This window comes from Kitasatospora sp. NBC_00240 (assembly GCF_026342405.1).
GTDB lineage: Bacteria > Actinomycetota > Actinomycetes > Streptomycetales > Streptomycetaceae > Kitasatospora.
Genome location: NZ_JAPEMU010000001.1, coordinates 7,644,467 through 7,666,432 on the forward strand (window position 1 = coordinate 7,644,467; position 21,966 = coordinate 7,666,432).

At 75.2% G+C, this 21,966-nt stretch carries 17 protein-coding genes; 5 read left to right on the top strand and 12 right to left on the bottom strand.

Translation table 11 applies throughout. The annotated features are described in order from the left end of the window. Nucleotides 1–204, bottom strand: a complete 204-nt coding sequence (locus OG689_RS32805) for a hypothetical protein (RefSeq protein ID WP_266324462.1) — start codon at nt 202–204, stop codon at nt 1–3. Between the two features lie 266 nt (nt 205–470). On the opposite strand from OG689_RS32805, the gene OG689_RS32810 reads away from it, so the two are divergent. Both OG689_RS32810 and OG689_RS32815 read left to right on the top strand, forming a co-directional pair. Further along, nucleotides 471–1,595, top strand: a complete 1,125-nt coding sequence (locus OG689_RS32810) for a PLP-dependent cysteine synthase family protein (protein WP_266324463.1) — start codon at nt 471–473, stop codon at nt 1,593–1,595. 233 nt (nt 1,596–1,828) lie between these two features. Further along, nucleotides 1,829–4,867 (top strand): hypothetical protein, encoded by a 3,039-nt coding sequence (locus tag OG689_RS32815; protein ID WP_266324464.1) that lies wholly within the window; start codon nt 1,829–1,831, stop codon nt 4,865–4,867. Nucleotides 4,868–5,035: 168 nt separating this feature from the next. Here the strand turns inward: OG689_RS32815 and OG689_RS32820 are convergent, their stop codons facing one another. Further along, the gene (locus OG689_RS32820) at nt 5,036–5,482 is read right to left on the bottom strand and encodes a DUF4267 domain-containing protein (RefSeq protein ID WP_266324465.1); all 447 of its coding nucleotides are present in this window, start codon (nt 5,480–5,482) and stop codon (nt 5,036–5,038) included. Between the two features lie 134 nt (nt 5,483–5,616). On the opposite strand from OG689_RS32820, the gene OG689_RS32825 reads away from it, so the two are divergent. Beyond that, complete coding sequence (locus OG689_RS32825; protein ID WP_266324466.1) at nt 5,617–6,207, top strand: TetR/AcrR family transcriptional regulator; 591 nt, start codon at nt 5,617–5,619, stop codon at nt 6,205–6,207. A gap of 36 nt (nt 6,208–6,243) precedes the next feature. On the opposite strand, the gene OG689_RS32830 is transcribed toward OG689_RS32825, so the two are convergent. The 9 genes from OG689_RS32830 to OG689_RS32870 all read right to left on the bottom strand — a co-directional run bounded on the left by OG689_RS32830 (nt 6,244) and on the right by OG689_RS32870 (nt 17,544). Next, nucleotides 6,244–7,050, bottom strand: coding sequence for a DeoR/GlpR family DNA-binding transcription regulator (locus OG689_RS32830; RefSeq protein WP_266324467.1), 807 nt, complete (start codon nt 7,048–7,050; stop codon nt 6,244–6,246). 150 nt (nt 7,051–7,200) lie between these two features. Further along, the gene (locus tag OG689_RS32835; RefSeq protein ID WP_266324468.1) at nt 7,201–7,728 is read right to left on the bottom strand and encodes a GNAT family N-acetyltransferase; all 528 of its coding nucleotides are present in this window, start codon (nt 7,726–7,728) and stop codon (nt 7,201–7,203) included. Nucleotides 7,729–7,827: 99 nt separating this feature from the next. Next, nucleotides 7,828–10,239 carry a right-handed parallel beta-helix repeat-containing protein gene (locus OG689_RS32840; protein WP_266324469.1) on the bottom strand — a complete coding sequence of 804 codons (2,412 nt, stop codon included), beginning with the start codon at nt 10,237–10,239 and terminating at the stop codon, nt 7,828–7,830. Between the two features lie 300 nt (nt 10,240–10,539). Further along, nucleotides 10,540–11,424, bottom strand: coding sequence for an MOSC N-terminal beta barrel domain-containing protein (locus OG689_RS32845; RefSeq protein WP_266324471.1), 885 nt, complete (start codon nt 11,422–11,424; stop codon nt 10,540–10,542). A gap of 259 nt (nt 11,425–11,683) precedes the next feature. Then, nucleotides 11,684–12,448, bottom strand: coding sequence for a DUF6643 family protein (locus tag OG689_RS44900; RefSeq protein ID WP_323189344.1), 765 nt, complete (start codon nt 12,446–12,448; stop codon nt 11,684–11,686). Between the two features lie 319 nt (nt 12,449–12,767). Then, nucleotides 12,768–13,211 carry a large conductance mechanosensitive channel protein MscL gene (mscL, locus tag OG689_RS32855; protein WP_266324472.1) on the bottom strand — a complete coding sequence of 148 codons (444 nt, stop codon included), beginning with the start codon at nt 13,209–13,211 and terminating at the stop codon, nt 12,768–12,770. A 280-nt stretch (nt 13,212–13,491) separates the two neighbouring features. Beyond that, on the bottom strand, nt 13,492–14,559 hold the full coding sequence (locus OG689_RS32860) for a GNAT family N-acetyltransferase (protein ID WP_266324473.1): 1,068 nt from the start codon (nt 14,557–14,559) through the stop codon (nt 13,492–13,494). 92 nt (nt 14,560–14,651) lie between these two features. Beyond that, nucleotides 14,652–15,782, bottom strand: coding sequence for a glycosyltransferase (locus OG689_RS32865; protein WP_266324474.1), 1,131 nt, complete (start codon nt 15,780–15,782; stop codon nt 14,652–14,654). Between the two features lie 616 nt (nt 15,783–16,398). Further along, nucleotides 16,399–17,544 (bottom strand): glycosyltransferase family 4 protein, encoded by a 1,146-nt coding sequence (locus tag OG689_RS32870; RefSeq protein ID WP_266324475.1) that lies wholly within the window; start codon nt 17,542–17,544, stop codon nt 16,399–16,401. Nucleotides 17,545–17,942: 398 nt separating this feature from the next. Between OG689_RS32870 and OG689_RS32875 the strand changes: the two genes are divergently transcribed. Continuing rightward, a complete protein-coding gene (locus tag OG689_RS32875) occupies nt 17,943–19,097 on the top strand; it encodes a glycosyltransferase family 4 protein (RefSeq protein ID WP_266324476.1) in 1,155 nt (384 codons plus the stop codon). Nucleotides 19,098–19,368: 271 nt separating this feature from the next. Then, the gene (locus OG689_RS32880; protein ID WP_266324477.1) at nt 19,369–20,283 is read left to right on the top strand and encodes a slipin family protein; all 915 of its coding nucleotides are present in this window, start codon (nt 19,369–19,371) and stop codon (nt 20,281–20,283) included. 40 nt (nt 20,284–20,323) lie between these two features. Here OG689_RS32880 and OG689_RS32885 read toward each other — a convergent pair whose 3' ends face one another. Then, nucleotides 20,324–21,802, bottom strand: a complete 1,479-nt coding sequence (locus tag OG689_RS32885; RefSeq protein WP_266324478.1) for a cytosine permease — start codon at nt 21,800–21,802, stop codon at nt 20,324–20,326. Between the last annotated feature and the right edge of the window lie 164 nt (nt 21,803–21,966).

Consider the following 21,966-nt stretch of genomic DNA (forward strand, 5'->3'; position numbering starts at 1 on the left):
CTACGCGAAGGACGGCCGCCGGCCGAACGGGCGGCGCCGCTGGCGGGTGACGGGCCGGCCGACGGCCGGTGCGTCGTCGCGGTCGGCCATCCCGGCGAGCCGGTCGGCCTGGTGGCCGGTCAGCCGGGGCGGCGGGCCCGAGCCGCTGTCGGCGTCGGTGTGCAGCTGGGTCAGGGCTGTGACGAGTGCGAAGTAGTCGCTCATTTCAGGGTTCCTTTCGGTCTTCATCCTCTGACCTCAAGGGTGACGTGCCGTCATGACGGCAGTTTTGCAGGCGGGTCTCGATCTGGTGGCCGTTGGGTGGACACCCGGCCTCGGGCGTTACCGGAGGACCGCGTGAGTGTTACGGCGCGATAAGCGGAAGCTGGAATGCCGGTAACAGTTACTTATTGTAGTCAAATGTTACAGTAGGTTCGGATGTGGAGCAGGATCCCTGCTGCGACGGATGTGCCTGCCAGAGGAGAGTGGCGATGACCGCCGGGAATGCCGCGACGACCGCCGAGACCATCGACGTGGACCGTTCGGACGCCGCCTACCGCGACTGGCTCAAGGAGGCCGTCCGCAAGGTCCAGGCCGACGCCAACCGCTCCGCCGACACCCACCTGCTGCGCTTCCCGCTCCCGGCGGACTGGGGCATCGACCTCTACCTCAAGGACGAGTCCACCCACCCGACCGGCAGCCTCAAGCACCGGCTGGCCCGCTCGCTCTTCCTCTACGGGCTCTGCAACGGCTGGATCCGACCCGGAAAGCCGGTGATCGAGGCCTCCAGCGGCTCCACCGCCGTCTCCGAGGCGTATTTCGCCGGGCTGATCGGGGTGCCGTTCATCGCCGTCATGGCCAAGAGCACCAGCCGCTCCAAGATCGACCTGATCGAGTTCCACGGCGGCAGCTGTCACCTGGTCGACAGCGCCTGCGAGGTCTACGAGGCCGCCGCCCGGCTGGCCGAGGAGAGCGGCGGCCACTACATGGACCAGTTCACCTACGCCGAGCGGGCCACCGACTGGCGCGGCAACAACAACATCGCCGAGTCGATCTTCGCCCAGCTGCGCCTGGAGCCGCACCCCGAACCCGCCTGGATCGTCGCCACCGCCGGCACCGGCGGCACCTCGGCGACCATCGCCCGCTACGTCCGCTACACCCAGCACGACACCCGGATCTGCGTCGCCGACCCGGAGAACTCCTGCTTCTTCGAGGGCTGGGTCGAGCACGACCCGGAGGCCTCCTGCGAGAGCGGCTCCCGGATCGAGGGCATCGGCCGGCCCCGGATGGAGCCCAGCTTCGTGCCCGGCGCCATCGACCGGATGATGAAGGTCCCCGACGCCGCCTCGATCGCCACCGTCCGGGTGCTGGAGCAGGTGCTCGGCAAGAAGGCCGGCGCCTCCAGCGGCACCGGGCTGTGGAGCGCGCTGCGGATCGTCGCCGAGATGCGGGCGGCCGGCCGACACGGCAGCGTCGTCACCCTGATCTGCGACCCGGGCGACCGCTACCTGGACAAGTACTACTCGGACGAGTGGCTGGCCGACCAGGGCATCGACATCGAGCCGCACCGCGAGCGGCTGACCGCCTTCCTGGCCGGCGGTGCCTGGTCGAACTGACGCCGCGCCGGACCGGGCCCGCCCGCTGCTGCTGGGAGAGCTGACGTCGCGTCGGCCCGCGTCCGTGTCCACACGTGCGCGTGCACGCGTCCGGGGGGCGGCCGCCGGACGGCCGCCGGACACGCCCACGGGCCGCGCACTGGTCGCAATGTTCGATTCCGCTGACCGAAGCTGGGATCCCCCGGGCACGAACCACCGGGCCGGGATCCAGCGACCGAGTCCGAGGAGTCGGAGTGACGGCATGGCAGCGACGACGAAGCGCCGGAGTCCTGTTGGCCGCCGCTCTCGCACTCAGCACGCCGGGGGCCGGTCCGCTCGCGACACCCGCCGTCCCGGCCGCGCTGGCGACCGGCGGCACGGTGATCGTGAGCGAGACCTTCCAGGGCGCCACCGTCCCGGACCCGGCCTGGGAGCCGCTCGGCCGGACCTGTCTGACCGGAGCGCCCGTCGGCAGCACACCCGCGTCGGACGCCGCGCAGATCCCGGCCTGCCCGGCCGTCGGTCGGGGCCCGCCCCCCGCGGCCGGCACGACCCCCGGCTACCTGCAGCTCAACGACGCGAGCGGGTTCGTCGGCGGCTCGCTGCTGTACCGGCGCCCGGTACCGGCCTCGGCCGGACTCTCGGTGACCTTCGAGCAGTACCAGTACGCCGGGACGGCAGCGCCCGGTGACGGCATCGGCTTCTACCTGGTCGACGGGTCGACACCGCTGGACAGTCAGGGCGCGGACGGCGGCAGCCTCGGCTACGCCCAGCGCAACCTCTCGCCCGGCGTGGTGGGCGGCTACCTGGGCGTCGGGCTCGACGCGTACGGGAACTTCTTCAACGACGGGGAGTCGCGCGGCTCGGGCTGCCCGGTCGGACAGCAGTCGCCGGTCCAGGTGGACGGGCCGGTGGCGCCCAACGTGATCACCCTGCGCGGCCCGGGCGCCGGTACCTCCGGCTACTGCTACCTCGCCTCCACCACCACCCCGACCTCGGACCCCACCCGGTACGCCTCGACGCTGCCGGGCACGCTCAGTGCCGCCTTCGGAGTGACCGACCCGGCGGTCGCCAAGCGCCTGGTCAACGTGCAGATCACCCCGGCCCCGGCGCCCCGGGTGATCGTCCAGCTGGACTTCCAGGACGGCGCGGGCTGGCAGGAGGTGCTCAACCAGCCGGCCCCGTCCGGCCTGCCGCCGACCTACAAGTTCGGCTTCAGTGCCTCCACCGGCGGCAGCACCGACGTGCACCTGATCCGCGGCGTGAACGCCGCCACCATCGTGCCGCTGAGCCGACTCGACCTGGTCAAGCAGGTCGACCGGACCGGCGCCCCGCTGCCCGCCGAGATCACGGCCGGCACGGTCATCCCGCACCAGTACGTGCTGACCAACGGCGGGTTGGACACCCTGACCGGCCTCCAGGTGACGGACAACCGGCTCGCGCCGGTCAGCTGCCCGGCCACCAGCCTCCCGCCCGCGCCGGCCACCGGCAGCACCGTGGTCTGCACCGGCAGCTACACGGTGACCGACGCCGACGTGGCCGCCGGCAAGGTGGTGAACACCGCCAACGCCACCGCGACCGCGCAGAACGGATCGGCCGTCGCCGCGCCGCCCTCGACGGTGACCGTCCCGCTGGTGTCCTCCATGAGCCTGACGAAGACGGTGCTCACGCCGGCGCCGCAGACGGCCGGCCAGAGCATCGACTACTCGTTCACGGTCACCGACACCGGTGGCTCGACCCTCTCCACCGTGACCGTGCAGGACCCGCTGATCAGCCCGGCGAACGGGTCGAACCCGATCTCCTGCCCGGTCTCCGTGCTCCAGCCCGGTGAGTCGACCGTCTGCACGGCGAGCTATGTGCTCAAGGAGTCCGACCTGGCGGCCACCGGCACCTTCACCAACACGGCGACCGCCCAGGGGCAGACCCCGCTGGGGCAGAACGTGGTCTCGGCCCCCGCCAGCGCCACGGTCGGCCAGGTGGCCGACATCGGGGTCACCGTGACCGCCGACCCCACCGCCCCGCTGGTCGGGGGGACGGTCACCTTCACCGTCACGGCCACCAACCACGGCCCGGACGACGCCTCCTCGGTGGTGATCTCCAACCCCGTCCCGGCCGGTTCCACCTACGTCTCGGCGACCGCCGGCCCGGGCACCAGCTTCGATGCGGCGACCTCGAAGTGGACGATTCCCGCCCTGCCGCTGAACGGCTCCGCCCAGCTCACCTTCGTCGTGACGGTGGACGGCACCGACCCGGTGACGGACACCGCGACGGTCGTCTCGGCCGCCCGGACCGACCCGGTGCTCCAGAACAACACGGCCTCCGCCACGGTCACGCCGGTGCAGCCGACCGACATCGCCGTCACCAAGTCGGTCGACATCGCGAGCCCGCAGATCGGGCAGGAGATCACCTTCACCGTGGGGGCCGAGAACAAGGGACCGGCCGCCGCCACCGGGGTCACCGTGACCGACGTCCTCCCTGCGGGGCTGACCCTGGTCCGGGCCACGCCCTCGACCGGGACGTACGACCGGATCACCGGGGTCTGGACGGTGGGCGGTCTCGCGGTGGGGGACAAGGCGACCCTGATGCTGACCGTGGTGCCCACCAGCACCGGGCGGCTGTCCAACAGCGCCTCGCTGACGACCGTCCAGCCGGTGGACTCGGTGCCCGGCAACAACGAGGCCTCGGCCGAGGTGCTGGTGCGGAACGTCAGCCCGAGCCCGTCGCCGAGTCCGAGCCCGTCGCCGAGTCCGAGCCCGTCGCCGTCGCCGAGCCCGTCGCCGTCGCCGTCGCCGAGCCCGAGTCCCAGCCCAAGTCCGTCCCCGAGTCCCACGCACAGCCACAGCCCGAAGCCTTCCCCCAGTCCCACCCACAGCCACAGTCCGTGGCCGAGCCCGAGCCCGTCCACGAGTCCCACCCACAGTCACAGCCCCAAACCGAGCCCGAGCCACAGCCCGAAGCCCAGCCCGTCCGACGACTGCTCCAGCCCCGCTGCCGGCGGCTGGCCCGGTCACCACGCCGCGCCGAGTCTGCGTCCGGGCGTCAGGGCCCTGCCGCCTGCCCTGCCGGTGGACGTCCCGGAGGCTGTGCCGATGGCTGCGCCGAGTATGAACGGGCTCGACGCCCCTGAGGCCGGGCAGCCCCCGGTGAGCTCTTCGGAGGGTCCCGCCGGGGTGCCGGCCGCGGCCGGCCTGGCGCACACCGGATTCTCGGTCCTGCCGTTGGTGGTGGCCGCGGGGCTGCTGATCCTGGGCGGCGCACTGTTCTCCGCCGCCGGGCGTCGCCGCAGGCACTGATCCGGGGTATCGGCTCCGAGGCTGAAGCCGGTCACCGCGAACGACGGCCGGGCCACCCCTTCGAGGGGGTGGCCCGCCGTCGTTCGCGGTGACCGGCAGGAGTCGGGCTGGCAGGAGTCGGGCCCGAACGGATTCGGGCCGGTGCGAGGGTCCGTCCGGTATCGGAGGTCAGACCGCCGCGGCGGGGGAGGGCCGGTCCACCGCGGCGCCGGCGGGGTCGCGCCGCTGGTGCGGCTCGCCGAGCAGCAGGACGCCGGCGGCGGCGACCGCGGCGGCCGTCAGGCCGTGCACCCCGAAGGCGGTGGCCGCCGAGCCGTGGTGGTTCACGACGATGAGCATGTCGCCGAGCGGGGTGAGCGCCTCGACCAGCATCAGCCAGCCCAGGGCCCGACGCTGCCCGGTGGCGAGCAGGGTGAGCACGGCCAGGCCGGAGACCAGGTCGCGGATGCCCTTGACGTTCAGGAACCCGGTGGCGTCGCCGCCGCGCGGCCAGTCGGGGAGTCCGAAGCTCGGTGCCGTGGCGGCCGCGTCCAGCAGGTAGCTCAGGCCGACGTAGCTGATGCCGAGGCCGGTCAGGACGGTGATGCCGGTGGCGATGGCGCGCTTGACGGACATGGTGCTCTCCCCTTGCTCAGGCCGTTCGGCCGGTTGCTCCCGGTCCGGGCCGGACTGTTCCTAGCGGCGCTAGGAACAAGAATGACGCTAGAGCATTCAGCGCTCTGATGTCTAGCGGTGCTAGGATTCGGATCGTGTCCATCCAACAGCGCCGAGAGCGCGACCGAGCCCAACGCCACCAGCTGATCATCGACACGGCACGGGAGCTGGCCGAGGCCGAAGGCTGGGAAGCGGTGACCACCCGGCGGCTGGCCGAGCGGATCGAGTACAGCCAGCCCGTCCTGTACAGCCACTTCGCCGGCAAGGACGCCATCGTGGCGGCCGTCGCCGAGCAGGGGTTCGCCGAACTGGCGGCCCGTCTGGCCGCCGCGCGGGCCACCGCCGGCGACCCGTCCGCGGCCTTCGCCGCGGTGGCCGGCGCCTACTGCGGGTTCGCCTACGCCAACCCGGCCCGGTACGACGCGATGTTCACGATGGCCAGCGACCTGCCCTTCGGCACGCCCGAATCGCCGGCCGCGCTGAAGGCCGCCTTCGGCGAGCTGGCCCAGGTGTTCGGGCAGGTGGCGGCCGGCCCGGAGGCCGAGGCGTTCACCGAGGTCGCCTGGGCGTCCCTGCACGGGCTGGTGACGCTCACCCGCGGCGGCAGGCTGCGCCCCGACCTGCAGGAGCAGCGGCTCGACCTGCTGGTCCGACGCCTGCTCAAGGAGGCGCCGGCGGCCGGATGACCGGGCGCCGGCGCGGGAGGAACGGAGGATCCCGGCTCAGCCCGCCGGGGCCACCAGGACCTCGCGGACGTGTTCGCGCGCCGTCCGGGCGGCGTCCGCCGCAAGCGCGGCGTCGGTCACCCAGGTGTCGGCCTCGGCGAGTTCGGCGAAGGTCGACAGACCGACCAGGCCCCACTTGGTGTGGTCGGCGACCACCACGACCCGGCCCGCGGAGTCCACGAACTGCCGGTTGGTCTCCGCCTCGGCGATGTTCGGGGTGGACAGGCCCGCATCGGCGGAGAGTCCGTGCGTGCCGATGAACAGCAGGTCGAAGCGCATCGTGCGGATCGTGCGGTCCGCCACCGGTCCGACCAGTGAGTCGGAGGGCGTCCGTACCCCGCCGGTGAGGACGACCGTGGCGCCGGCGCCCTCGCCGCTGCGCCGGGCCCGTTCGAAGACCTCCGAGACCGGGACGGAGTTGGTCACCACGGTCAGCCGCTCGACGCCGGTCAGGTGCGCGGCCAGCGCATGGGTGGTCGTCCCGCCGGAGATCGCGACGGCCGAGCCCGGAGCCACCAGGGCGGCCGCCGCCCGGGCGATCTCCTCCTTGGCCGACAGCTCCAGCGCGGACTTCGCCTCGAAGCCGGGTTCGTGGGTACGGGCCGCCTCGGCCGGCACGGCGCCGCCGTGCACCTTCTCCAGCACGCCGGCCCGGGCCAGGGCGTCCAGGTCCCGCCGGATCGTCATGTCCGAGACCTTGAGCCGTCGGGTGAGTTCGTTGACCCGGACCCCGCCGCGCCTCCGCACCTCGTCCAGGATCAGCGCCCGCCGCTGCTCGGCCAGCAGATTGCTGTTGTCCGCCATCCGCGCCCGTCCGCCTCTCCGTGGTGGGTCAGGTGTTCGGGTCATCCTCGCACGGGCGATCACCGGGCTGCGGACCGGATCGCCAACGCGGGGCCGGCGCCGGCGGGCGGCTCCGGTGAAGGCCCGTGCCAGGCCCGGCCGGTGCGGAGCCTACGGGCGGATGCGGTACAGCACGGCGGCGCGCAGCGGGCCCGACGGCACCTCCGGGTCGGCGAAGTCGTCGGCCGGGTCGTAGGTCATGCCGATCCGTCGCATCACCGCCCGGGAGCGGTGGTTGGCGGTGGTGGTCACCGCCAGGATCTCGGTCAGGGCGAGCGTCCGGAAGCCGAACTCCAGGACGGCCAAGGCCGCCTCGGTGGCGTAGCCGTGCCCCCAGGCCGGTCGGGCCAGCCGCCAGCCGATCTCCACCCCGGTGAACGGCATGCCCTCGTCCACCGGGTCGAGGCCGGCGAAGCCGACGAACTCGCCGGTGGCCGCCACCTCGACGGCCCACCAGCCCCAGCCGCGTTCGGCGAGGTCGGCCCGGAACGCGGCCATCGAGGCGGCGCTCTGCTCGAGGGTGAGCACCTCGGGGAAGTGCTCGCGGACCTCGGGATCGGCGTTCATCGCCGCCCAGGGGTCGAGGTCGGTGTCCTGCCACTGGCGCAGCAGGAGGCGTTCGGTGCGAAGTTCTGACATGGCCGCAACGTACGTGACCGCCGCCGCGAGGGCCACCGGATTCCCGGCCCCCGGCTCCTCCGGCCCCCGGCTCCTCCTGCCCCCGCCGCGGGACTGCGGCTAGCGGCCGCCGGGCCCCGGCAGGTCGGCCGGGACGAGCAGTTGGAGCTCCTCGGTGGACGGGTCGGCGAGGTGGGCCACCCGCATGGCGTGCCGCTCGACCATCGTCTCGAAGACCTGCCGGGCCGTCCGGCCGTTGCCGAAGCCGGGCCCGCGCTCCAGGCCGGCGAAGTGGTCGAGCAGCGCCCCCTCGGTCTCCGCGGCGAGGGCGTACTCGTGCTCGGCACACTGCGAGCGGGCGATCTCCAGCAGCTCGTCGGCGGTGTAGTCGGGGAAGGTGATGGTGCGGGAGAAGCGCGAGGAGACACCGGGGTTGGCGGACAGGAAGCGCTCCATCTCCAGCGTGTAGCCGGCCACGATCACCACCACCTCGTCCCGGTGGTCCTCCATCAGCTTCACCAGGGTGTCGATCGCCTCGCGGCCGAAGTCCCGGGCGCCGTCCTCGGGAGCCAGCGCGTACGCCTCGTCGATGAAGAGCACCCCGCCGCGGGCGCGGTCGAAGGCGGCGGCGGTGCGGATCGCGGTCGAGCCGATGTGCTCGCCGACCAGGTCCACCCGGGCCACCTCGACCAGGTGGCCGCTCTGCAGCACGCCCAGCGAGGCGAGGATCTCCCCGTACAGCCGGGCGACGGTGGTCTTGCCGGTGCCGGGGGCGCCGGTGAAGACCAGGTGGCGGCGGAGCGAGGGGGCCTTCAGGCCGGCCTGCCGGCGGCGCCGGCCGACCGCGATCAGGTCGATCAGGGTGCGCACCTCCTGCTTGACGGTGGCCAGGCCGACCAGCTCGTCCAGCTCGGCGAGCGCCTCGTCGGCCGGCCGGCAGTCCGGGATCGCGGTGATCCGGGCCGCCTCGGTCGGCGGCGCGGCGCTGGTCAGTCGGGCGGTGCGGGGCGGCGGCAGCGCCGGGGCGGGGGCGGCGGCGGGCGGCGCGGCGTGGGCGGGCGCGACGTCGTCGGAGGTGCAGTGCTCGACCAGCGGCCCCGGCTCGGAGAACTCGAAGCCGGCCCGCTGGTTCTGCTCGGCCCGGCAGCGGGTCAGGGCGGTCCGGCAGCCGTCGATGATGTGGAAGCCGAAGCCCTTGCCGTGCGAGACCCGGCAGTCCTCGAAGGTGCCGCGGCCCTGGGCGGAGATGTAGACGGCGGCCTCGGCGCTGCCGCGGACGGTGCAGTCGCGCAGCACCGGGTCGGCGCCCTTGGTGACGATCACCCCGGTGGCGACCTCGGAGATCTCGCACCCGGTGAGCAGGCCGCCGCTGCCGTGGTCGCGGAACCAGAGTCCGGTGCCGGCCTCCTGGACCCGGCAGCCGGAGAGCGCGACGGTCGCGCCGCCGCTGACCGAGACCGCCGAGCTGCGGATCCGGCTGAACGAGCAGTCCTTCGCGGTCGCCCGGGACTCCCGGTCCAGTACGAACAGCGCGTCCGGCAGGTCGTGCAGCGAGCAGTCGGTGAGGGTCAGTCGGGCGCCGTCGCTGACCCAGAGCGCCGGGTAGTCGCCGCCGCTGCTGTGGATCTCGCAGGACTCGGCGACCGCCTCGGTGCCCAGGTCCCAGACCGACAGGGCGCCCCGCCCGAAGTCCCGGACGGTGGTGTGCGTCATGGTCAGCCGGGCCCGGCCGCGCAGGTCGGCGCCGTTCTCCGGCAGGTCGTGCACCCGGCAGCCGGTGAGGGTCAGCTCCGCCTCGCCGTCCAGGGTGAGGCCGTTGCCGGTGACCCGGTGGATGTCGCAGTCGGTGAGCCGCCCGTCCGCGTGCGCCTCGGCCTGCACCCCGCTGCCGCGGATCTCGTAGATCTCGCAGCCGGTGAGCTCGGCCGCGCTGCCCGGGTCGGTGAGCAGCACCCCGGCCCCGCCGGCGTGGTGCAGCTTGCAGCGCAGCAGCGCCGCGGTGGCGCCGCCGAGTACGGCGAGCCCGGCCTGGCCGGCGGCGGCCACCTCGCAGTCCTCGAACACGGCGGCGGTGCCTTCGCCGCGCAGGCGCAGGCCGAGACCGGCCGGGTTGCTGACCACGCAGCCGCTGAGCGCGGGCCGGGCGCCGTCGAGGACCTCGATGCCGGCTGCCGAGCGGGTGTCCACCCGGCAGCCGGTCAGCAGCGCGGCCGCGCCCGGGCCGGTGACCAGGACGGCGGGGGCGGAGCTGTCGTTGCCCTCGATCACCAGGCCGCGCACGGTGGCGGCGGCGGTCACGGTCAGCGGCACCCCGGAGGGCGGGTCGATCCGGACGCTGCCCGGACCCTCGGCGGGGACGACGGTGACGGCCTTGTCCAGCACCAGGTTCTCCCGGAACGTGCCGGGCCGTACGGTCACGGTGTCGCCCGGTTCGGCGGCCGCGAGGGCCTCCGTGAGCGTCTCGTACTCCCCGGCGCGGCGGCGCCACCGGGAGGCGCTGTCCTGTGTGACCCGGACCCTGTGCTCAGCCATGACGCTCCGCCATCCCCACCTTCGTCGGGCCCGGCGGCGCCGGGTCCGGGCTCACCGGGCGCGATCCCGCCGGGCCCACCGCGGCCCGGCCCGGCCGCCGTCGGGCCCACTGTTGTCGAGCCGGCGCGCGACCTGGCGCGCGGGCGTCCGCCCACCGTAGCGCGCCTGCGAGGTCCGGCCGGGCCGACAGCGCGTCCACGGGGTCAACGAGCTCGTGGAGATTCCGTTCCGGCCGGGCCCGCGGGCGCCCCTCGGGGCAGCCCGGGGTGGGGCCGCCGGCGCCGGCCCGGGTGGATCCGCTCAGGTCAGGGCGCCGGCCGGCCAGAGCGGGCCGGTCTCCAGCACCGTGACCGGGTCGCCGAGCCGCAGGGTGCCGAGCACGTCGCCGGTGACCCCCTCGGGCCGTTCGGGGATCAGGTTCTGCCCGAAGGAGGCCTTCTGCAGCAGCCGGTTGTGCCTGGCCAGGGTGCGCAGCGGTTCCTTGCCGGTCCGTACGCCGGTCTCCTGGTCGGTGGTGGTGACCACGCAGCGCCCGCAGGGCTTGACCACCTTGAAGGTCAGCTCGCCGATCCGGATCCGGCGCCAGGTGTCCTCCTCCCAGGCCTCGGTGCCGTCGACCACCACGTTCGGGCGGAACCGGGTCATCGGCAGGTCCTGCCCGCCGTCGTCGGGGTTCTCGGCGGCGATCAGCTCGTTCAGCCGCACCAGCGAGGCGGTGGCGGTGAGCAGCAGCGGGAATCCGTCGGCCGTCGAGACCGTCTCGCCGGGCCCGGCCCAGGCCGGGTCGACCGGCCGCCGGCGGGGGTCGTCCAGGTGCACCAGGCGGAAGTCCCCGACGTTCTCGGCGATCCAGGCCTGCGTCTTGTCGTCGGCCTCGGCGGCCAGGAACCGGGTGCCCCAGACCTCGACCTCGGCGAGCCGGTCCCGCCGGGCGGCGGACGGCGGCGGGACGTCGACGGTGCTGCCGTCGGAGCTGCGCAGGGTGAGCGTGCCGTCCTCGGCGGGGAGTGTGCGCAGTTGGCCGAGCGCGGGCTGCTCGCGCTGGCTGACGAAGCGGCCGGTGGCGTCCACCAGCATCCAGCGGCGGTCGCCGGCCAGGCCCCAGGGTTCCACCCGGGCACTGTCCGGGCTCAACCGGTACGTGGACTTGACGGGGTAGAGGTGGAGTCCGGTCAGCTGAGGCATTCCACCATCCTGCCAGCGTGCGGGGCGGAGCGGGGAGCCGGGGCGGAGCGGAGCGGGGCCCCGGCGGGCGGGAGCGCGCGGGGGCGGGTGGCGCGGGCGTCCGCCGGGTGCCTGCGGCGGCCGGAAAACGCGCACGGACCGTCCGGACACCGCGGTGGCGGTGGTCCGGACGGTCCGTGGATGACCCGTTTCTCCGTACGCCCGGCCCTTCGTCGCGCCGGGGTGTGCTCAGGTGGTGCGGGTGGGACCAGGGCTGGGTTCAGTAGGCCTGGCCCTGGGACTGGTAGCCGGGCTGGGCGTACTGGCCCTGCTCGCCGTACGGGGTGGGGCGCTGCGGCTGCATGGGGCGGACCGGCGCGACCGGGGAGACGGCGGGGCGCAACTGGTTGCCCCCGAAGCTCTGGTCGGACTGGTTCTGGAAGCCCTGGCCGGCCGGGTTCTGCCCGCCGAAGGACTGCTGCCCGCCGAACGACTGCCCGCCGAAGCTCTGCCCGTTGAAGCCCTGCTGGGACTGCGCGCCGAACGGCTGGCCGCCGCCGACGCCCTGCGGGGCGGTGGCGAAGGTGTTCTGGCCGCCGAAGCTCTGCCCGCCGGACTGGTACGCGGGCGCCGGCTGCTGGAAGCCGCCGGGCATCGGGGCCTGCGGCCGGAACGGCTGCGGCGGACCGCCGTAGCCCGGCACCGGCGGTTGCGGCACCGAGGCGTAGCTGGGCTGCGCCGGGATGTAGGAGGTGGCGGGGCCCGGGCTGCTGCTCGGCCCGGGGCCGAGGGCGAGCCGGGCGGGCGGCAGAGCGGGCAGGTTGCTGCCGGCGCTCTCGTACCCGGTGGAGTACCGGCTCTCGTAGGACGGGCCGAGACCCGAGCCGTAGCCGGTGGAGAGGGCCGGGGGCAGGGCCGCCGGCACGTTGATGGGCGCGATCTGCGGGACACCGCGTTCTGCGACGAGGCTGTCGTAGATGGGCGTGCCGGAGGAGAAGGACGGAGAGGGGTAGCCGACTCCGTCGTAGGAGCGGGGCGAGGTCATGGGGCATACGGTAAGCCCACAATGTGCCTGCTGAGGAGAGTGGGAGGGCGGGCAGTTCAAGTGTTTACACACTCTTCGCTCGCACAAAGGGTTCGAAAGTAGGAAGATCCGACATATCGGCGTCGACTTCAGGCCAGCCCGGCACGCCGAGCGACCACTCGAGCACGATTCGGGTGGCCGGATGTCCGCCCCCTGGGACTCGCCCGTTCCTTCGCCCCGGAACACCCGCCCCGCCGGGATCGCGCGGCAGCGGCCGGGCTCTCGCCGCGGCGGATGCCGCGGACGGGACCCCGGCCGGAAAGCCCGCAGGTCGGCGCGGTCAGTGCCGCTGCAGCGGCTGCGCCGGGAAGCCCGTCCGGCCGACCAGCTCGGAGGTGCAGAAGGAGCACCGGACCGCCGCCGTCGGGACGGGGCTCAGGCACTCGGGGCAGTCCGCCTTCGCCACCGGCACCGGCTTGGCCGACTCGAACCGGGACTGCAGCCGGCCGACCGGAACCACCACCGCGAAGTAGATCACCGCCGCCACCAGGACGAAGCTGATCAGCGCGTTGACGAACACGCCGTAGGGGAAGCTGGTACCGCCGACCTCGAAGGTCTTCTTGGTGAAGTCGCCGACGGCCCCCGTGGCGACGCCGATGAGCGGGGTCAGGAAGGCCGTGACGAACCCGGTGACCACGGCGGTGAAGGCCGCGCCGATGACGATGCCGACCGCGAGGTCCACCACGTTCCCGCGCAGCAGGAAGCTGCGGAATCCCTTGAACACCGGGCTGACTCCATATCCGTGGCTGAGGGCGGCGTTCCAGCGGTTCCGATCCGCGGTCCCGGTGGGCCGACCTGGTGAGGGTGGTGGGCCGAGGCCCTCCGGACGGTCATACTGCCCACTCAACATGCTTGCGGTCCAACCGAGTTCACCCGATCCGCGTAACAGGCGCACCGAGGTCCGGGGCTCGAATGCGCGTCCTGCGGCGCCGGCGTGGGCCGGAGCCCCGGGTCCGGCGCGGGTCCGGGGCGGGTCCGAGGGACGTCCGAGGCGGCCCCGGCGGTCAGAAGGCCTCCAGGTCGCCGAGGCTGAACCGCCAGGACGCCAGGGTGAGCCCGGCGGGCAGCGGACCGGCGGCGCCGCGCGCCGCCAGCGTCATCCCGGTGCGCGGCGCGGTCAGGTAGCCGCTGCGCAGCGCCGTCCGGGCGGCCTCGGTGCCGGGGGAGAGGTGGGTGGCGACGTGGTCGCAGCCCGAGCGGGCGGCGGCCCGCAGCAGCCGGGCGGCGGTCACCCGGTCGCCGGGGCGGACCAGGATGTCGGCGAGGGTGAACTCGGTGAGCGGCCCGCGCCGCCGCGGTCGCCCGAACGCCAGCCCGGTCAGCTCCTCGCCGCGCCGGCAGGTCAGCACCCGGTAGTCCAGGCCCGGCGCGTCCCCGTACCGCCAGCGCAGGAAATCCGTGGTCCGGGCCACCGCGAGCCGCGGATCGGCCCGGTCGGCAGCTGCCCGCTCGGCCAGCAGATCGGCCAACGGCCCACCCGTGCGGTCGGGTTGGGAGGCGAACCAGTCGGCGGCCGTCGGCAGTGAACAGCGCACCGACACCTCGCGCCCGGCCGGCCGGCGGGCCCGGGCCGCCCGGGCGCCGCGGGCGAACGTCGCCGGGTGCACCGGGCGCAGCGCCACCGGGACCTGGCCGAGTTCGCTCCACCCCATCGCCCGGTAGCCGGGCAGGCTGCTGCCGTTCGGTGTGTTGAACACCAACTCGGCATCCCCGGACACCTGTTCGAGGAGATCCAGGGTGAGGCGGCGAAAGATCCCGCGCCCCCGGAAGTCGGGATGGGTGGCGGTGTCCACCGGCCGCACCGCGCGGACGGTGCGGCCGGTCGCGGCCTCGTGCCACTCCCAGCGCAGGAACAGCCGCACCCCCGCGACCCGCCCGTCCGGGCTCTCGGCGACCAGGCCGGGGCTGGCACCGAAGGGGCTGCGCCGGTGTTTCCAGTCGAAGAAGTCCGCGCTGCGGCCGCCGGTCGGGCCGCCGGCCGGGGCGGCGGTCAGCAGGTCCAGCACCGCCGGGGTGTCGGCGCCGTCCAGCGGGCGCACGGTCATCTGGGCGGCGGCGGGCAGGGCGCTCACGTCCGGCTCACATCTCCTTCGCGGGAAGGTCCTTCCGGGGGAAGGCCGTTCGGGATCTCGGTGGGGTGCGCGGCGCGGGCCGCCGCGCGGGGTCAAGGTCGCAGCACCTGCCGGTAGACAGCCTCGACCGCGCGCTGGGCGGCGGCCGCGCCGAAGCCCGCGGCCCGTTCGCGGGCGGCCGCGCCCAGCCGCTCGCGCAGCCCGGCGTCGGCGACCAGCCGGCCCAGTGCGCTCCCCAGTGCCACGGGATCGCCGGGCGGCACCAGGAGGCCCTGCGCGTCGTCGTCCAGCACCTCGGGCGTCGCACCGACCCGGGTGCCCACGGACGGAAGGCCGCAGATCATGGCCGCCGGCAGGGCGGACGGCAGGACGCCCCGCCGGGAGCTGAGCGCGAACACGTCCAGGGCGGGCAGCAGGGCCGGGACGTCCGGGCGGGGGCCGGCGAACACCACGTCGGTGAGGCCGAGCCCGGCGGCCCGGGCGCGCAGCCGCGACTCCAGCGGGCCGCCGCCGATCAGCACCAGCCGGATGTCCGGCCGGGTGCGGGGCAGTCCGGCGTACGCGGCGAGCAGGGTGGCCTGGTCCTCGTCGGGGGTGAGGCCGCCGGCCGTGCCGATCACCACCGCGTCGGCGGGCAGGCCGAGTTGGGCCCGGGCGGCGGCTCTGGCGGGCGGGCCGGTGGGGGCGCCGGTGAGGTCCGGGCCCTGCTGGACGACGGTGACCCGGTCGCCGGCGCGCAGCCGCCCGGCCGGGACGGTCCGTCCGACGGCGCGCGAGCCGGCGATCACGGCGTCGTTGCGTCGGTACGTCAGGGCGTCGGCCCAGCCGGTGGCGAGACGGTGGCGGCCCCAGGGGCGCTGCTCGGTGTGCACCAGCCGGGGGGCGTTGCGCCCGAGGACCAGGAGCCGGGCGGCGGCGGCCGGGACGGGCGTGTGGGTGTGCACCAGCCCGTACCGGCGCTCCGCGAGCAACTGGTGCAGGTGCCAGGGCCAGCGCGGGTCCGTCCGACCGGCGGCGCCGGGAGCGCCGCCCAGGCAGTGCACCCGCAGGCCCGCCCGCTCCAGGGCGGGGGCGAGCGCGTCCTGGCCAGGCAGCAGGTACGCGACCTCGATCTCGAAGCGGGCGGTGTCGGCGTACTTGGCGCGATCGGCCAGCAACTGTTCGGCCCCGCCCGGGCCGAGGCTCCTGGTCAGCCAGAGGACGCGGGTCCGGCGCGGGCTCATCGGGCCCCCGACCCGGGGGATCGGCGGGTGGGCCGGCGGTCCGGTCCGCCCGCGAGCCGCTCGGGGCGGTCGGCGCCGGCCGGCAGCAGCGGCGCGTCGGACGGGACGGGGCCGGCGGGCCGGCGACCCGGGGCGGCCGTCCCGTCGGTGGGCCGCCGCTCGGCCCGGCGCGGCGCGGTCGGGTGGTTGGCCGGTTCCACCGATGGGATCCCCTCGCGTTGGTGGTGCCGTGGCGCTGCGGACTCCCGCTCCGGGAGCGGTCCGTCCAGGTGCTGCGGCGGAGCCTGGGGCCGGCGGCTGCCGGCGGACGTCGATGCCCGGGCGACCCGGCGCGGCCGCGCGGGACCGACCCGTGGGCGGGCATGCCTCGGCGCGCGGAACACCGCGGCCCTCACCCCCACCCGCCGGTCGGTCCACCCCCGTCGGCCGTCCGGATCCCTCTGCGATGCTTGCCGTCCGCGAGGTGGGGCGCAACCGCTTTGGCGATTCTCGGAGGGCGCGTTGGGGCATCCGGTGCGGCCCGGCGGGAGACCGCCGCGGACATGCCGATCGGCCGGACGACTGCCGCCCGCCGACGGGACGTTGCGGCGCCCGCGCGGGCCCGCGCGGGCCCGGCTCAGACGCTGCGCAGCCGTAGCGACCGCTCGTAGAACTGCACCATCTGCCCGGTCACCTGATGGAGCGTGAACGAGGTCAGGAACCGCGCTCTCGCCGACCTGGCCCGAACCCCGGCCGCCGTCCGGTCGTCCAGCGCCTCGGCCAGCGCCGACGCCAGCGCGGCCGGCCGCTCGGGGGCGACCAGCAGGGCGTAGTCACCGGAGCCGACCGTCTCCCGCAGGGCCGGCACGTCCGCGCAGACCAGCGGCACACCGACACCCATCGCCTCCATCGCGGCGCTGCCCAGGCCCTCCCGGCGGGACGGCACGGCGAACGCGTCGGAGGCGGCCATCAGGTCGAAGACGTCCCCGCGCGGGCCGAGGAAGCGGATGTCCCCGGTGCCCCCGGCCAGGGCCCGCAGCCGGGCGCTCTCGGGGCCCTCGTCACCGGCCAGCAGCAGCACCGCCCCGGGCACCTCCCGGCGCACCTGCGGCCAGGCCTCCAGCAGGATGTCCAGGCCCTTGTGGTACTGCTGGCGGGCCGCCGCGAGCACCACCGGCACGTCGTCCGCGAGGCCGAGACCGGCACGGACGGCGCCGCGCCGCTCGGGCGTGACGATGCCGAGCAGCTCCGGGTCCCGCCCGCGCGGGACGACGTCGATCCGGTCCGCCCGGATCCGCAGCCGGCGGGCCATCGCGGCGGCGACGTGCCGGGTCAGCGCGTGGAAGCGCCGGGTGCCCTGGGCGGTGGCGGCGTCCACCGCCTGGGCGGCCCGGACCTTCCACGGGCTCAGCCCGCGGGTCCGCAGGTGCTCCGGGCCGTACGCGGAGTCGACCAGGCTGGAGACCACCGGGGTGCCGGCGGCCAGCGCGGCGGCCCGGCCGAGCACGTCCGACTCGTAGCGGGTGGTGTGCACGAGGTCCGGACGGCGCTCGCGGACGAGCCTGCGCAGCGCGGCGGCCGTCCCGGCGCGGGTGCCGTGGTGGACGCCGAACACCACGGCGCCGGCCGCGGTCAGCTCGGCCTGCAGGCCGCCGGGCGACTCCGTGAGGTAGGCGACGTCCAACCGCACCCCCGAGCGGACCAGTTGCGGGGCCATCGCGGCCAGGCTCTGTTCCGCGCCGCCGACCCGGTCGAGGCTGTCGATCACATGAAGCACGTGCACTGGCCAACCCCCGGGGATCCGGGGCGCGGCCGGTCTCCCGTGCCGGCCGGCGCCCTGAGTGTGGATCAGCATCGCAGTTGCGGCGCGCCGCCCGCCAGGGATTAGGGGAGCCGGTGGGGGCACCGGGACGGCGCGGACGGAGGTCGGCGGGGGCGCACCGGAGGGCGCGCGGCCGGCCCGGGCCCGCGGTGCGGTCCGCCGCCCCCACCGGAACCCCGGGCGGGCAACCGGGCACCCGGGCCCGCGGGCCCCGCTCGCGCCCCTCACCCGGAGGCCAACTCGCGGACCCTACCGGGCTCCTGGGCCGAATTCACCGGAAGCGCCGAACCGGACGGAACCCGTACGCTTTTCCGTCGCGGCGCTGTACGGCCCCCGCGCCCTGTGCCAAGGTCGGTGCCATGCCCGACGCAGCGTCACATCTGCTTCCCGCCGGAGCCCGCCCGAGGGTCCTGCACGTCATCGCCGACCCGCGCCGCCGGGGTGCGCAGAGCCTCGCCCGTGACCTCGACCGGGAGCTGCGCCGACGCGGCCAGGCCTCCGCCCTGCGCGCCCTGGCCCCGCACCCGGAGGACCGCCGGTCCCCGGACGCCGCGCGGCGCCCCGCCACCTTCCCGCCGGCCGCCGACCCGACCGGCGTGCTCGGACCGGGCCGCCTGCACCCGCGCACCCTGCGGGCCCTGCGCGCCGCGGCCCGTACCGCGGACGTCGTCGTGGCGCACGGCGCCGGCACCCTGTCCGCCTGCGCCCTCGCGCTGGCCGGGACCCGTACGCCGTTCGTCCACGCCGGCTTCGGCGACCTGCGCCACCGGAGCGCGAGCCCCGCCCTGCGCCTGCACACCGGCACCCTGCTGCACCGCGCCGCCGCCGTCACCGCCCTCTCCGAGGAGGCCCGCGCGGTGCTGCTGGACCGCTTCCGGCTGCCCGGCACGGTCGTCCGCACCATCCCCAACGGCCGCTCCGCCGACCGCTACCCGCCTGCCCGGGACGCCGCCGACCGGCGGGCCGCCCGGGCCGGACTCGGCCTGCCCGCCGAGGGCCTGCTGGTGGCCTGGGTCGGCGCGATCACCCGGGAGAAGCGCCTGGACCTCGCGCTGGAGGCGGTCGGCCGGATGCCCGACGTACGGCTGGCGGTGGCCGGCGACGGCCCGCTCCGCGCCGCCCTGGAGTCCCGCTACGAGTGCGCCCGCGCGATCTTCCTCGGCGACCTGGCCGACCCCGCCGCGCTCTACCGGGCGGCCGACGCCCTGGTGCTGACCGGTGACAGCGCGGGCGTACCGGGGGTGCTGATCGAGGCCGGACTGGCCGGGCTGCCGGTGGTCGCCCCGGACACCGCGCCGGTCCGCGCCGCCGTCCAGGACGGCGTGACGGGTGTGCTCGCCCCGCCCGGCGACCCGGCCGCGTTCGCCGAAGCCCTTGCCAAGGTGCTGGCCAGGGAGGGCCCTTCGCTCGCCGCGGCCGCCCGGGCGCACCTGCTGCCCCGGTTCGAACTGGGGGCGGTGGCCGACGCCTGGCAAGGCCTGCTCGCCGAGGTCGCCCGGCCGGGACGGGGCTGACGGGCCGGGGCAGGGCCGACCGGGCGGTGCAGGCCTGACCGGGCCGGGGCTGACCGGGCGGGGACGGGGCTGACCGGGCGGGGGCCGACGGGGTGCGGCGGGCCGACGCGCGCCGCGGCCGGTAGGTCGGGCCGAAGCCCCGTCAAGTCCGTACCGGGGCATAGGCACCGGACGTCCCGCGGCGCATACTTTCGTCGCGGCCCCGCACCCGTCGCGCCAGGGCCGGCAGGGCCCGGCCCGGGCGCGACGCCGGCGGGAGAGGTCGGCCGACATGGCGGTACTCGTGGGCATCGTGGTTCTCGGACTGGCGTGGTTCGCCACCGGCTTCCGGGTCGTGCAGCAGTACGAGCGGGGGGTGGTGTTCCGGCTGGGCCGGGTGCGCGGGCGGGTCCGCCAACCCGGCCCGGCGCTGCTGATCCCGCTGGTGGACCGGATGCGCAAGGTCAACGTGCAGGTCGTCACCATGCCCGTCCCCGCGCAGGAGGGCATCACCCGCGACAACGTCTCGGTCCGGGTCGACGCGGTGGTCTACTTCCGGGTCGTCGACCCCGTGCTGGCCACGGTGGACGTGCAGAACTACACCTTCGCGATGTCACAGGTCGCGCAGACCTCGCTGCGCTCCATCATCGGCAAGAGCGAGCTGGACGACCTGCTCTCCGGTCGGGAGAACCTGCACCGCGGACTGGAGCTGATGCTGGAGAGCCCGGCGCTCGGCTGGGGCGTGCACATCGACCGGGTGGAGATCAAGGACGTCGCGCTGCCCGACTCGATGAAGCGCTCGATGGCCCGCCAGGCGGAGGCCGACCGCGAACGGCGGGCCCGCATCATCACCGCCGACGGCGAGTTCCAGGCTGCCGCCAAGCTCTCGCAGGCCGCCGCGATGATGGACGACACGCCGTCCGCGATGCAGCTGCGGCTGCTGCAGACGGTGGTCGAGGTGGCCGCCGAGAAGAACTCGACGCTGGTGCTGCCGTTCCCGGTGGAGCTGCTGCGCTTCTTCGAGGGCGCCACGCCCCGGGCCGCCCGGGCGGCGGCCGGCGGTGCCGGGAGCGAGCCCGAAGCGGAGGCCGGGGAGGAACCCGGGACCGCTGCCGGGCCGAAGCCCGTGCCGGAGCTCGCGGCCCCGGCCGCACCGGTGTTGCCGCCGCCGCGCCCGGACCACGCGCCCGCGCCCCGGGTGGACTGACCGGTCCGGGCGCCGGCCGGCCCAGGTCGGCCGCGGCCGGTCAGGGCCGGCCGGCCACCGGGTCGATCGTGGATACGGTCGCCGGCGCCGCCACCGGCACGAGGGTGCCCGCGCGCCCCCGGGAGGAGCGGGACAGCAGCACGTACAGCACGGCCGCCACCGCCCCCGACAGGACGAAGCTCAGGTCGATCCCGCCGGTCAGCGGCAGCAGGACACCCCGGTACACCGGGGTGTCCACCGCGCACAGGCCGACCGCGCTGCCGGCCGCCCAGGCGACCGTCGCCGGGACGTTCCACCCCGCCCGGTACCAGTACACGCCCCCGCGCGTACGCCGGTTCAGGACCTGCAGCGAGGCACGGTCGTAGTCGCCGCGGCAGCGTCGGTACCCGATCAGGGTGATCACGGCCCAGGGCGCGCCGATCGCGGTCAGTACCAGCACGAAGGAGGTCACCGCCGACTGCGCGTTCCAGACGAAGTGGCCCAGGAAGACCAGCGTCACGGCCACCGCCGCGACCACGTAGGTGGCCTGCCGCCGGGTGGCCCGGGGCAGGATGGCGTCCAGGTCCAGGCCCATGCTGTAGAGCATCAGGCCGGTGTTGCCGGCGCTGCCGAGCAGTCCGTTGAGCAGCAGCGGCACCAGGAACCAGACCGGCGCGCCCGCGATCAGGCCCCCGACGTAGTCCTGGCCGGCGCCGGTCGCGAGCGCCGTGAAGGTCCCGAACAACTGCGGGACCAGCAGGCCGACCAGCAGCCCCACCGCGGTGGCGCCCAGCACCTTGCGCTCGCCGTGCCGGGCCGGCGAGACGTACCGGGTGTAGTCGCCGAGCAGGGTGATGAAGGCGATCGGGCCGCTCAGGCCGGCCGCCACCACCGACAGCAGCCAGGTCGGCCAGAACCCGCCGAGCAGGTAGGCGCCGTGCCCCGAGGGGTCGAAGTGCGGGGCGAAGGCGATCAGGCCGGCGAGCAGCAGCGCCGACATCGCCCACATCAGCCACCGCTCCAGCTTCAGCATCAGCCGGTAGCCGAACACGGCCGCGGTGGCGCTGAGCGCGGCCAGCACGGTGTAGGTGGCCACGTACGCCGGCCCGCCGGAGGGCAGGCCGAGCAGCCGGTTCAGCGCTCCCACCACCACGTCCCCGCCGACCCAGAGGGACAGCGCGGTGTAGCCGAGCGACAGCAGCAGTCCCACCACCGAGCCGATCAGCCGCCCGCGTACGCCGAAGTGCGCGCCGCTGCTGGTCGAGAGGTTGGTCGCGGTGCGCAGCGACACCAGTGCCAGCGGGGCGGTCAGCGCGATGCCGAGGACCGTCCCGAGCACCACCGAGCTCACGCTCGCCCAGAAGGACAGGCCGAAGGAGACCGGCAGCCAGCCGAAGACCACCACGCCGAACGCCAGATTGGACCCGACCAGGATCGAGAGCACGTCGCGCGGGGTGCTGGTGCGCTCGGCCTCGGGGATGGTGTCCACGCCGTGCTGTTCGATCATCGTCGGCGCGGCGGGTGCGGGGGAGTGGGGCATCGGCACTTCCTGGGGCTCGACGCGGCGCGTCGGAGCACGGCCGCCGGTGGTCCGGCGGTGAGCGGGCAGGGGGTGGGGCCGCTGCCTCGGTGGGGTCCGCCGACCTTGCCATGATCCGCGCCGGGCCGCGCCCGGGACACTGGCGGATCGTCCACAGAGCAATC